Annotated in this window: 11 protein-coding genes and 1 riboswitch; of the genes, 2 read left to right on the plus strand and 9 right to left on the minus strand. The window is 36.2% G+C overall.

Annotated elements, in window-relative coordinates; genetic code table 11:
• Positions 1–177 precede the first annotated feature (177 nt).
• From lysA to C7J88_RS02950, 8 genes are all read right to left on the minus strand, one after another.
• Positions 178–1,443: a diaminopimelate decarboxylase gene (gene lysA, locus C7J88_RS02915; protein WP_095117039.1), complete on the minus strand. Its 1,266-nt coding sequence runs from the start codon at positions 1,441–1,443 to the stop codon at positions 178–180.
• Positions 1,444–2,514 carry an alanine racemase gene (gene alr, locus C7J88_RS02920; protein ID WP_095117041.1) on the minus strand — a complete coding sequence of 357 codons (1,071 nt, stop codon included), beginning with the start codon at positions 2,512–2,514 and terminating at the stop codon, positions 1,444–1,446.
• Entirely contained in the window at positions 2,511–3,665 is a 1,155-nt protein-coding gene (locus C7J88_RS02925; RefSeq protein ID WP_095117043.1) for a M20 metallopeptidase family protein, read from the minus strand. The genes alr and C7J88_RS02925 overlap by 4 nt, the downstream gene beginning before the upstream one ends.
• A 138-nt stretch (positions 3,666–3,803) precedes the next feature.
• Positions 3,804–4,523 carry a 2,3,4,5-tetrahydropyridine-2,6-dicarboxylate N-acetyltransferase gene (gene dapD / locus C7J88_RS02930; protein ID WP_095117045.1) on the minus strand — a complete coding sequence of 240 codons (720 nt, stop codon included), beginning with the start codon at positions 4,521–4,523 and terminating at the stop codon, positions 3,804–3,806.
• 15 nt (positions 4,524–4,538) lie between these two features.
• Positions 4,539–5,261 carry a 4-hydroxy-tetrahydrodipicolinate reductase gene (gene dapB, locus C7J88_RS02935; RefSeq protein ID WP_095117047.1) on the minus strand — a complete coding sequence of 241 codons (723 nt, stop codon included), beginning with the start codon at positions 5,259–5,261 and terminating at the stop codon, positions 4,539–4,541.
• Positions 5,258–6,136 (minus strand): 4-hydroxy-tetrahydrodipicolinate synthase, encoded by an 879-nt coding sequence (dapA, locus tag C7J88_RS02940; protein WP_095117050.1) that lies wholly within the window; start codon positions 6,134–6,136, stop codon positions 5,258–5,260. Before dapA ends, dapB begins: the two co-directional genes overlap by 4 nt.
• A 4-nt stretch (positions 6,137–6,140) precedes the next feature.
• The gene (locus tag C7J88_RS02945; RefSeq protein ID WP_095117052.1) at positions 6,141–7,127 is read right to left on the minus strand and encodes an aspartate-semialdehyde dehydrogenase; all 987 of its coding nucleotides are present in this window, start codon (positions 7,125–7,127) and stop codon (positions 6,141–6,143) included.
• Positions 7,128–7,339: 212 nt separating this feature from the next.
• Positions 7,340–7,517: riboswitch (Lysine riboswitch) on the minus strand.
• 162 nt (positions 7,518–7,679) lie between these two features.
• On the minus strand, positions 7,680–9,287 hold the full coding sequence (locus C7J88_RS02950) for an ABC-F family ATP-binding cassette domain-containing protein (RefSeq protein ID WP_095117054.1): 1,608 nt from the start codon (positions 9,285–9,287) through the stop codon (positions 7,680–7,682).
• Positions 9,288–9,450: 163 nt separating this feature from the next.
• Between C7J88_RS02950 and C7J88_RS02955 the strand changes: the two genes are divergently transcribed.
• Positions 9,451–10,359, plus strand: coding sequence for a CvfB family protein (locus C7J88_RS02955; RefSeq protein ID WP_095117056.1), 909 nt, complete (start codon positions 9,451–9,453; stop codon positions 10,357–10,359).
• A 44-nt stretch (positions 10,360–10,403) separates the two neighbouring features.
• On the opposite strand, the gene pepF is transcribed toward C7J88_RS02955, so the two are convergent.
• On the minus strand, positions 10,404–12,209 hold the full coding sequence (gene pepF / locus C7J88_RS02960; RefSeq protein WP_095117058.1) for an oligoendopeptidase F: 1,806 nt from the start codon (positions 12,207–12,209) through the stop codon (positions 10,404–10,406).
• Positions 12,210–12,337: 128 nt separating this feature from the next.
• Between pepF and C7J88_RS02965 the strand changes: the two genes are divergently transcribed.
• Positions 12,338–12,664: a hypothetical protein gene (locus C7J88_RS02965; RefSeq protein ID WP_095117060.1), complete on the plus strand. Its 327-nt coding sequence runs from the start codon at positions 12,338–12,340 to the stop codon at positions 12,662–12,664.
• Positions 12,665–13,505: the final 841 nt, after the last annotated feature.

Raw genomic sequence — 13,505 nt, forward strand, 5'->3', positions numbered from 1 at the left:
TAAATCAAATAAATTATTGTTCAACATAGAGTTATGTGCTCAAAGAAATACATATATTGTCAGCTTTGACACGCTATGAATAAAGCTATTTACAAACCCACTTATACCATTATTCACTAAAAACTCCCCATTCATTTAAAAAGGCGAGACAGCTTTTGCTATCCCACCATAAATTTTTTATTTTACGTCATTGATAATGAGCTGTCTTAATGACTGACGTTTAATCACTTCACGTGCTTTACCGTTTGCCACAAAAAATACAGCTGGTTTTTGAATTTGGTTGTAGTTCGATGCCATACTGTAATGATAGGCACCCGTTGATAGTACCGCCAAATAATCACCACGTGCTACACTTGAAGGAAGTGATGCCTCATGTATTAAAATATCACCCGATTCACATAGCTTTCCAGCTAATGTTACCACTTGATCTGCCGCTTCATTACGGTTTACAAGCAATACTTTATATTTGGCATCATACAGTGCTGTACGAATATGATCACTCATCCCACCATCAATAGAGATATATTTGTTTACCGTAGGGATGTCTTTTATCGTACCGACTTCATATAATGTTACGCCCGCTTCAGCCACAATCGAACGGCCCGGTTCAATACTTAATGTTGGAATTGGATAGTCAAGTTCACGACATTTTTGTTTCACTGCTTGGACGATTTCTGTAATACCTTGCTCAATATCAAATGATTGATCACCTTCAACATATTCTACACTGAATCCGCCACCTAGGTTCAGTAATTCAATTTCTAGCGCATGATGATCAAGCCATTCTAATACCATTTTAGCTGTTTCAATCATACCTGTGGTTTCTTCAATTTGAGATCCGATATGAAAATGAATGCCCTTTAAATGTAAGTGATGACTTTGTTGAATCAGTTCAACAGCTTGTTCTGCTAGTCCGTGTTTTAGTGACAAGCCGAATTTACTTTTTTCTTGACCTGTTTGAATGAATTCGTGTGTATGCGCTTCAACACCTGGATTTACACGAATTAAAACATCTACCGTATCTGTCGCATAAGTGTCCAAAACAGCAATTTCATCTAACGAATCGACTACAAAGTAACCGATACCTTGAGAAAGGGCATATTGAATTTCTTGTTTTGTTTTATTGTTGCCGTGAAAATGAATACGTTTCGGGTCATATCCCGCTTCAATTGCCGTATAAAGTTCACCTTCAGATACGACATCTAAGTCAAAATCTTCTTCTTCTACGAGTTTAATCATCTGAATACATGTAAATGCCTTCGACGCATATGATAATACATAGCCGATATCATTATGTTGAAATGCTTTATGATAGCGTCTCATTTGTTCACGAATTTGATTTTCATCGTACACAATCGTTGGTGTACCGTAACTTTGGGCAATTGTTTTTAGGCTTGTCCCATCAATAGTAAGCTCTCCAGATTTATTATAAGTCACTGTCATTTATTGATACTCCTTTGTTAAAGAATCAAGGTTGAGTGCACTCAATTGTTCAGAATTTGCACCAACCCCTTTGAATGTATAATCATCTATTCTTAAATCTTCATTATAAAGTGTCACAACATCTTGTGGCTGCACATTATCATCTATCTCCACAAACATATGACTCATCATGAGTGCACGAATAGGGTAGCGTTTTTGATGAATTAACACATCATGTTGTGCACGAGTCCGCAAGACACCATCACCGTACCCGATATCAACAACAGCAAGCTTTGTATTATCTTTCTCTGCTGTATATGCAAAGCTGTATCCACAATGTTGACCTGCTTGAACTGTACGAACTTGTATGACATTTGCTTGTACAGTAAGTGCCTGTGATATAGACGTTCGAGAAAGTGATGAGTAGGGGCGTGACCCATATAAAGCGATACCCACTCTTGCATGTGTGTGATGTGAAAATATTTGTCCTTCACGCATAAAACTCGCACTATTTTGTGCATGAATCATCTCAAATTGATAACCTTGTTTCAGTAGTGTATCCACAATTTCAATCCAAGCAGCTCGCTCGTCTTCATAATCTGAAACATCAAATTCATCTGCATAACCAAAGTGTGTCCATAATCCGGTGATAATCATTTTAGATTTTGTGTTTGCTTGATGATCTTCAAGTACTTCTAACATCTCATCAAGTGTTTTAAAACCAGAACGATGTAATAAATTTTCATATTCTAAATGGACTTTTACACCTGATAATGCTGCTTTATTTTCATAGTAAAAAGAGAGAGAAGGCAACGTCATATGGATATCATACTTTCGTAGTGTCTCAAAATCACGTGATGGATTCATTAAAAATATCGTTGCAGTAGGAGATAATTGTCGAATTTTTACCGCTTCACTCAATGATGTTGTACTGAAACAACGAATACCTGCTTCCCAAAATTGTTCAACTGCAAAGGACAAACCATAATTGTAGGCATTATTTTTCACAACAGCCATTAACGGTTGACCATTTTTTACTTGTTGGACATTTTTTTGAAAGATTTCACTGTCTACACGCCATATCGCTGTCATTCTATCACCTCGCCATAATTAAATAATAGACGTTCATAATAATCTGCGACACGAATAAGTATTTGTTCATTAAAGTTCAGTTTTGACGTATGTAAACCGTGTACAAATCCTTGTTCTTCATTTCTCGTTCCTACAAAAACAAAATAAGATGGAGCGATTTGTTGATAAAAACTAAAATCTTCACCAAATAAGTATGGCGTTTTAGGTTCAATTACTTGTAAGTGATGATGTGTTAAACTTTCCACAACGTATTTTTTTAAGTCTGGTTCATTGATAGTTGGTGGATAGCCTTCTTCAAATTTCACTTCACAGGTTACATTAAATAAAAGTTTGATACTTTGCGCAATTTTTTGCATCTGCTGTTGTACTTGTTGCAAATCATCCATGTCATATGTTCGAATTGTTCCTTCTAAATAGCCATTACTAGGTACGGTATTGATCGCTTCTCCTGCATGAAAACGACCGATATGAACAATATTGCGTTGTAAACCATTAAGATGATATTGTTGAATTTGTGATAATTGTGTTAACAAGTGTTGCATCGCTTCTCCCGTCGAGTGACCTTGTTCCTTGTTCGCTACATGGCTTGATTGACCTTCTAAATAGAAACGATACTCCGTTGCACTTGCTGTGATTTCTTCGTCACGTACAACCACTGACCCTTCATCAACAAACGGCATGATATGCACGCCATAAATAGCATCAATATGATATGCATCAAGTGCGCCTGTTTTAATTAATAAGTTTGCACCACCACCGGATTCTTCTGCTGATTGGAAAATAAAAACAACATTGTGAGGAAGGTTGCCAGCATCATAGAGCGCTTTACATCTTTTCACATGTAACATTAGCGCCGTTGTATGACCATCATGACCACAAGCATGCATAACATGATCTATTTCACTGCGAAACGAAATCTCATTTTCTTCATCAATTGGAAGGGCATCAATATCCGCTCGAAATGCGATTGTCTTATTAGAATTCCCTTCTAAAAAGGCAACCACTCCCGTTTCTAATGGTCTTTCAAAAGGGACTGCTTCTGATTTTAAAAACTCGACAATATACTCAGTCGTTTTATATTCTTGCAAACTTAATTCAGGGTGCATATGTAAATATCGTCGATGTTGTGTGACAAACTCTAACTCACTCATTTTACTCACTCCTTGATATTTAAACAAAAGAAGTGGGGCACAAAGCTTTTGACTTTTGTCCTCCCACTTCGATCATTGTCTACTACACAGTACATGCTTTGTTAAGAAAAGCTATGAATCTATTTCATCACATACACTTTATTCGTCCAGTTTGCGCAATGCAGCAACAATTTCACGTTTTGTATCTGCCACATCACTCGCTTGTTTAATAACCTTTGCAGGTGTCCCCGCAACAACAGCGCCTGCTGGTACATCTTGAGTCACAATGGCACCTGCAGCAACGATTGCACCTTCACCAACACGAACACCTTCTAATACGACAGCATTCGCACCGATAAGAACATTGTCTTCAATAACAACCGGTGCAGCACTTGGTGGCTCAATAACACCTGCTAGCACAGCACCTGCACCAACGTGTACATTTTTACCTGTCGTTGCACGGCCACCTAATGTCGCATTCATATCAACCATTGTACCTTCACCAACGATGGCACCAATATTGATTGTGGCACCCATCATCACAACTGCACCGTCGCCAATAACAGCATGTTCACGGATAAATGCACCTGGTTCAATACGTGCATTCGTATTCACTAAGTTTTTCAATGGAATGGCTGAATTACGGCGATCCATTTCAATTTCTAATTCTGTAATTGCTGATTGATTCGCTTCATAAAATACTTGCCAATCGCTCGCTTCACAGAAAATCACTTTAGAATCATCTGAGCCAAACACTTTAAATTGCTCTGGAAATGCTACATTTGCAAAATTTCCGTTCGCATATACTTTAAGTGGGGTAGATTTTTTCGCATCACTAATATATTGAATAATTTCTTCAGCAGTAAAATTTTTAACCATGTTTACTTACACTCCTTATAAATTGTCAAATGTATAATATCCTGGTGATTTATGAACAAGCTTCTCAGCTGCTTTTAATGCACCATTCGCAAATATATCTTTAGATTGTGCGCTATGTGAAAGGGTAATTGTCTCATCAACACCAGCAAACAATACATCATGTTCTCCAACAATGGTACCTCCACGTAAAGAATGAATACCGATTTCATTTTTCTCACGTTTTTCTGTAAGCTGACTTCTATCATACACTGGTTGTACGTTATCACGGAGTTGTTCGATGACATCATAAAGCTTAACCAATGTACCACTTGGCGCATCTACCTTTTGATTATGATGTGCTTCTGTTAACTCAATATCATACTGTTCAAGTAACGGGACAGCCACTTCTAATAACTTTGTAAGAACATGCACACCATAACTCATATTTGCACTGAAAAAGACCGACATTTTTTCAGAAAGTGATTGCAATTTTGTTGTAATCGTATCTTTTTCACCTGTCGTCGCAATCACTAATGGGAGATGAAACGACTGCTCAAGCAACGGTAATAATAAGTTGGGATGTGAGAAGTCAATTGCAACATCCGCTTCAGTTGCTTCACTTATTTCATTAACGATAGGGTAGGGGATATCTTCATGTTGTCGATTTGGAATGACTGCTACAATTTTATGACCTGCCGATTCTGCAAGACGCGCAACACGCTGATTCATCGCTCCGTATCCAATTAATAATATATTCATGCTTGAACCTCCGCTTGAAATTTATCGAATGCTGCTTTTAATGTTACTTGTTCAGCATCATTTAAAACAACTAATGGTAGACGCACTTCATATTGGCCAAAACCTTTTAATGATGCTAAGTATTTAACAGGAATAGGGTTAATATCTACTGACATTGCTTCGAGTAGTTCACCAATTGGTTCAAAGTTTTTCTCACGATTATCTGCATCTGTATACACACGTTGAAATGCAGCTGGAATCACATTTGCAGCGACTGAAATAAGTCCGTTACCACCTTCATCAAAATACTTAACAATATTGTCGTCATTTCCACTGTATAATGCAAATTCTGAAGTATCAATGCGTGATTGAACATCTGCTAAATAATCAAAATCATTTGTTGCATCTTTTAAAGCAACGATGTATGGATTTTGGCTTAAACGCTCCAAAGTCTCCGGTTCAATCGTACTATTTGTTCTAGATGGTACATTATATAAAACAACGGGTAATTCAACTGCATTTGCAATTGTTTCAAAGTGTGCAATTAAACCACGTTGGCTTGTTTTTAAATAGTAGGGTGTAATCAACATAATGGCGTCTGCCCCTAGCTCTTTCGCACGTAATGATGCTTCCAATGAACGTTGCGTATTATTCGTACCTGTTCCTACGATCACTGGTACACGTCCACTATTTTCATCAATAACTGTTTGGATAATTTGATCTTTTTCATCTTCTGTCAATGTCGGGTTTTCTGCCGTTGTCCCATTTACAATTAATGATTGAATACCGTTATCGATTAAAAAATTTACTTGTCTACGAATCGCATTAAAATCTACGCTGTTATGATTAAAAGGGGTAATTAATGCTACACCAGTCCCTTCAAAAATATGAGTCATAACTTTATTCTCCTTTCAATTCTAGAACCTGTTCTAACACCTGTACTGCGTTCAATGCTGCACCTTTCAATAAGTTATCTGAAGTCACCCAAATATGGAATGTATTGTCTAATGAGTCATCTTTACGAATACGTCCAACAAACACTTCATCACGTCCTGTTGAATGAATAGCAAGTGGATATTCGTTATCTGCTGGATTATCTACAAGCACGACACGAGGGTCTTTATCAAATAATGCTTGGATTTCTGCAACCGTTGCTGGTCGATCTAGTGTTACATTAATATGCACACTGTGGCTATCCTGTACAGGCACACGTACACATGTTGCAGTAACATTCAGTGTTGGTTCGTTTAAGATTTTTTTCGTTTCATCGATCATTTTTTGTTCTTCTTTTGTATAACCGTCTTCTAAAAAGATATCAATATGTGGTAAGACATTATTATAGATTGGATGTGGATATGCTTTTGGTTCTGCACCATGCGCACCATCTTCTAAATCCTTTTTACCTTGCATACCTGAACCTGATACAGCTTGATATGTTGTATAAGCAACACGCTTCAAGCCAAATGCTTCTTGTAATGGTTTTAAAGGTACGACTGATTGAATTGTTGAACAGTTTGGATTGGCGATAATGCCACGAGTAAATGTTGGCTGATTTACTTCTGGAACGACTAAGTCCACATCTTCAGCCATGCGCCATTGACTTGAATTATCAATGATAATCGCTCCGTGTTGTTCAAAGAGTGGGGCGAACTGTGCACTTGTTGCACCACCTGCACTCATTAATACATAATCGAAGTTGCCATCCGTCGCTTCTTCAGTAAGTTCTTGTACCACGTACGTTTTACCTTGGAACTCAACTTCTTTTCCTGCTGAGCGTTTTGATGAAAATAATACAAGCTCATCAAACTGAATGCCTTTACGATCAATTGTTTCCAAAATTTTAGAACCTACTAAACCTGTTGCACCTGCGACTGCTAATTTTACCATGTCATTCACTCCATCTTCTTTAGTAATTGTTTTTAAATTAATTCATTTCTTATAATTCAGAAAATAAACGCTACTTCTAATGATAGAATCCACATTTATATTCTTTCCGATGAACGATTGATTTATCGTCATTTAAATCGACCTCCTCACAAAAGGGGAGTCACGTGATATATAAAAAAGCAAGTTCGGTGTGCGAACTTGCTTACTCTATATACAAGTGATGCACTCCATTATCTCTAGAATAATGACAGATTCTTAGCTCTTAACCTGTGAATCCAATAAACAGATTCTGCAATCTCTGTTTACTTCGGCATCGCACCCTTTGGATATAAATTGTTTGCAGACAAATTCATTATATCTACTCATGATTGATGCGCCTCATCAATAATTATTAAATTAATATGTCTCATATTATACATACTGAAATACTACCTGTAAACACTAAATGCTTAATTTTTTAAATTCACAGATAATTTCTTCTTCAAAAATAAAAGGAGTGGGGGCTATGATGGATTCATCACAACCATATCCCACTCCATTTGTTTGATACGACTATTTAGATTTCAAAATACCTTTTTCTTCTAAATAACTTTCGTATGGTACTTCTTTAGATAATCCAGTAGGGACATCTAAGTCGATGACACGATTTGCAATGGTATTAATAAATTCAAAGTCATGTGACGTAAAGATAATAGAACCTTTAAATGATTTCAGACCTTCATTGACTGAAGTAATACTTTCAAGGTCTAAGTGGTTTGTTGGTTCGTCTAAAAGTAGTACATTAGCACTTGATAACATCATTTTACTTAACATACAACGTACTTTTTCTCCACCTGATAATACGCTTGCTTTTTTCTTAACTTCTTCACCGCTGAAGAGCATACGACCTAAGAAACCACGTAAAAATGTTTCTGTTTGTTCATCTTCTGGTGCGTATTGACGTAACCAATCAACAAGGTTCATATCCACACCTTCAAAATAGGCTGAGTTATCTTTAGGGAAGTAACTTTGAGATGTCGTTACACCCCATTTAACAGTACCTTCGTCAGGTTCTAATTCGCCCGCAAGAATTTTCAACAATGTTGTTTTTGCAATCTCGCTGCTACCCATCAACACGGCTTTATCATTTGGATTCATCGTAAATGAAACGTTATCCAGTACTTTTTCACCATCTACAGTTTTTGAAATACCTTCAACAAATAATAAGTCATTTCCAATTTCACGCTCAGGAGAGAACTTCACAAACGGGTAACGACGTGAAGATGGTTGAATATCATCTAATTCAATTTTCTCTAATTGCTTTTTACGGCTTGTTGCTTGTTTAGACTTAGAAGCATTAGCAGAGAAACGCGCAATAAATTCTTGTAACTCTTTAATTTTATCTTCTTTTTTCTTATTTTGTTCTTGTGCCATTTTTTGTGCAAGCTGACTTGATTGATACCAGAAATCGTAGTTACCAACATAGATTTTAATTTTACCAAAATCTAAGTCAGCAATATGTGTACATACATTGTTTAAGAAGTGACGGTCATGGGATACAACAATCACTGTATTATCAAAGTTGATTAAGAAATCTTCTAACCAGCTAATCGCTTGGATATCTAAACCATTGGTAGGCTCATCCAGTAATAGAACGTCTGGAGAACCGAATAAACTTTGTGCTAATAAAACCTTCACTTTTTGATTGTTTTCTAATTCTGACATTTGTTTGTCATGTAAGCTTGTATCGATACCTAAACCAGATAATAAAGTCGCTGCATCTGATTCAGCATTCCAACCATCCATCTCTGCAAACTCTCCCTCAAGTTCCGCAGCACGAATTCCATCTTCATCACTGAAGTCCGGCTTCATATAAATGGCATCTTTTTCTTGCATCACTTCATATAAGCGTTCATGACCTTTAATCACGACATCAAGTACACGGACATCTTCATAAGCAAAGTGGTCCTGCTTTAATACAGCAAGGCGTTCATCTTTTCCTAATGATACATGTCCTGTTTGAGAATCAAGTTCTCCTGATAAAATCTTTAAAAATGTTGACTTACCAGCGCCATTTGCACCGATTAAGCCATAACAGTTGCCTGGTGTGAATTTAATATTAACGTCTTCAAATAATTTACGATCACCAAATCGTAAACTAACATCCGTAACTTGTAACATGGACTGTCTCCTTTATATATATTCTTAACGCATGCATTATACCATATAACACGCACTGTTTCGATATGTTGCGGTTGAAACCGACCTGACATTCAATCCTTTGATGCTTATCAAACTGACGCATGCTATAATAGAGATAACTAACAAACAAGAGGAGAACGTTATGTCTTTTAAAGAAAATGAAATCGTTGGCACAATAGAGTTTTTAGAAGTAAAAGCACTAGAAGGTTCAACATATATCCTTGAAGGTCCAAATAAAGAGATCATCAAGCTGAATCAATCTGAAGTACAAGAATCGGATGAATTAGAAATAGGGGAATCTTATAGCTTCTTTATATATCCAAACCGCTCTGGGGATTTATTCGCCACTCAAAACATGCCCGATATTACAGTGGGACGTTATGACTTTGTCCGTGTATTAAGTACCGATCGTGACGGTGCGCGTGTCGATGTCGGCTTACCACGTGAAGTGTTAATCCCATGGGAAGATCTACCTAAGTTAAAGTCTTTATGGCCAGAAAAGGGCGATTGTGTACTAAGTACCCTGCGTATTGACCGTGAACGTCAAATGTTTGCACGTCTCGCTTCAGAAACGACTGTCCAACAAATGTTCACACCCGTTCATGATGATCAATTTCAAAATGAAGTGTTGACAGCACGACCGTACCGTTTGCTACGTGTGGGGACATTTTTACTAACAGAAGAAGGTCATAAAATCTTTGTTCATGAGTCAGAACGTCAACACGAACCACGCCTCGGACAAGAGATGTCTGTACGTATTATCGGACACAATGACAAAGGTGAATTGAACGGATCATTTTTACCGTTAGCACATGAACGCTTAGATGATGATGGTGAAACCATTTTCCAATTACTCGTTGAATATGATGGGACGTTACCATTTTGGGATAAATCAAGTCCAGAAGCGATTAAAGAAGTATTCAATATGAGTAAAGGCGCATTTAAACGTGCGATTGGACATTTATACAAACAACGTATTATTAATATCGAAACAGGGCAAATCTCACTAACCAAAAAAGGGTGGGCACGTGCGCAAGATCAACAAAAATAATAAAAAGGACGAACGGCATGTAATTTGACCGTTCGTCCTTTTTATTATGCGTTCAATTCATCAGTTAATGTTTCAAGTTGATCTACAAGTGAACCGATATATGCAATCGTTTCTTTTAACGGTTGATCCGTTGTAATATCAATACCTGCGATACGTGCCAATTCAACCGGTGATACACTGTCTCCAGCACTTAAGGCTTTAAGCCAGTCTTGTACGGCAGGTTGTCCTTCTTTTTGAATACGTTGTGACATTATTGTACCAATTGTTAAACCTGCTGAGTAAGTATATGGATAAAGCCCCATATAATAGTGAGGTTGTCGCATCCAAGTTAACTCTGCACCTTCTGTTAATACAACATCTTCACCCCAGAAATCTCGGATGACCTGGCGTTTAATATCATTTAGCAGTGGGGCAGTTAATGATTCGCCTTTATCCACTTTAAGATACACTTCACGTTGATATGCAGCTTCAAGTAAGTGCGTCACCATATTATGATAGTATGTACGTGCGATAATAGAGCCAATCGCCCAACGTTGAAACGCTTTTTCTTCACTACTTTCAAGAAGGTAGTTCAGCATTAACATTTCATTCATTGTCGATGGTGCCTCAACAAAGTACATAGAAGCATCTGCTTGCAAGTAGTTTTGATGACTGTTTGCTAAGTTAAAGTGTCCTGCATGGCCTAATTCATGGGCTAATACAAAGACTTCAGTCATTTTGCCCGTCCATGAAATAAATATGTAGCTGTGTGATGCGTAAGGTGAGGCACAATACGCACCCGTTTCTTTCCCTTTATTTTGAACAAAATCAATCCAACGATCATCGTAAGCTTTTTCAAGCATTTTTTGATAATCTGAACCTAATACACCAAGTGCACCATAAATGTATTTTTTAGATTCTTCAATTGTAATATCTGGTTCGTAATTGTTATCAATCGATATCTTCAAATCTTCAAAACGCATTTCGTCCAATTGGTTTGTACGTTGGATGACTTTTGCATAGCGACGCATGATAGGGGCCAAGTCTGACATAATTGTATCAATTTGGCGATCATACATCTCTCTAGTCACGTCTTGTTCAGACAATAAGAAATCAATCACAGATTCATAACCACGCATATCAGCTTCTAACTTTTCGCCCTGAACATGTGCATTATAAGCAGCAGCTGTTGTATTTTCATATTTCTTTAATGTATCACTAAAATGTCTAAAGCTTGCACGACGAATGTCTGTATCAGCATGATCTTCATACACACCTTCAAAAGTGGTATAGTCCATTGCATATTTCTTACCATTCACTTCAAATTGGCCAAAATCAATATCCAACATTTTTGTGATGCCATAGATATCACTCGGTGCTTCTAAGACAGGAGACAAACGTGCAAGTGTTTCTTCAGCTTGCGGATGTAATTGATATGGTTTTAAACGTTTTAACTTTGTTAGAAAATGGCTGTATGTCGTCTGTTCAATGGCTTGATCTAACCGTGCATCATCCAACGATAATAATTCAGATGTTAAGAAAGTTAAACTACCATTAATTTTACCGTATAAAGTTTGGAATAAAGCTGCAAGTCGTTGACGTTGAGCATCTGTGGCATCTACACTTGCCTGCATTTCAGCAAAGTTGTTTGCACGATCAATATCAATCGCTAAAGTACAATAGGCATCTAAAGCTTGTTGGATTGATTTGGTATCTTTTAACGTACCTGAATATTGTTCTTTAAACGCTTGTGCACGTTCAGGCAAGGCTTTTACAAAAGTCTCATAGGCCTGGTTATCAGTAAATAAATCCGTTAAATCCCAAGTTTCTTCTTGCGGTACAGCTGATCTTTCAACTAAAAGTTCCTCCATCTAAAAACCCCCTTAATTTTCACTGTTTATATCATATCATATATAGTATTGTAATTATTTAATGTCTGTTTGATAAATTTCTAGTATAATGAATTGATAACTAAATGGATTAAGGAGCGTTATAAGAAATGAGTATTTTAGAAATGCCCAATTATTTGTGGATGACACTTGTTGCAATGATTGTCATCACACTGTTTTGTACACTTGTACTAAATAAGTGGTTTGTCAGCGCCATTATCATGTTTGTCGCATTAGGTGTCTTATCATTTATTTTACCGAATTTTTACCCAATCACATATGAACCATTATTAGGTTATGCTGCATTTGTTGGAATCTTAAGCTTAATAATTAGTTTAATTATATGGTATTTAACACGTGATATGCGCAAACGCCGTCAACAAAAGAAATATGAAAAAGAACTAGCACGTTTTGAAAAACAGCATGAACCTAAATAGATTGAATCAACACATATTAGTATGGAGATACCATATTGATATGTGTTTTTATGGAAAGGGTTCATATTTATGCCAACACACAACTTCCTATAATATATATTATGTAAACTAATAAAAAGATTTCTATTATACAAACTAATTTAATGCATATTTGAGTTGTTCATTAGTTATACGTCATACATTGTTTAATAAATCATTGGCTATTTAATATGTGGTTTGTCTGTGCAATTGTTAACTAGTCATTCATTATACTTACCATTTATAAATTTTATAAGTTGCTTATTGATAAACAGTGATTGTTCTCATTAATAATCACACGAGTTTTACAATCATTGCATAGATGGCGTTAAAATATCTGCACATATTACTAAAAATTGATACAAAGTTTTACACTTAATAGCACTATAAACACTACTAATTATTCACAATTAATGTTTGTAACTTTAATTTCATTTTATTAGGTAGTCATTCATGTTTAATTTGCTAATTGAGAATAAAATAATTTTTCATGTATTTATACTATAACAGAATCCCAAATAACCTTATCTGATAACTCGTATTTGATTATAGGTTTACATAATATAGTTATATTTAATAATTATCCTCTTGAATTTTTTAATTTATTGATATTTATAAATCATTATTTTTTATATTTCAGTCACTTTCCAACTAATTTTACGTGTACTTTTACTATTTAAAAGCGATTGTTCTTGTTGAAAAGTTTTGCTAAGATGTCATTGTAGTGAAACACATCGATTTATCACCCTTATATTCCTTCTGTGAGTAATGCATTTCTTCTTCTCCTAAGCAATCATTCCTTCACGATTGCAATAAGTCATCA

This window comes from Staphylococcus muscae (assembly GCF_003019275.1).
Lineage (GTDB): Bacteria > Bacillota > Bacilli > Staphylococcales > Staphylococcaceae > Staphylococcus > Staphylococcus muscae.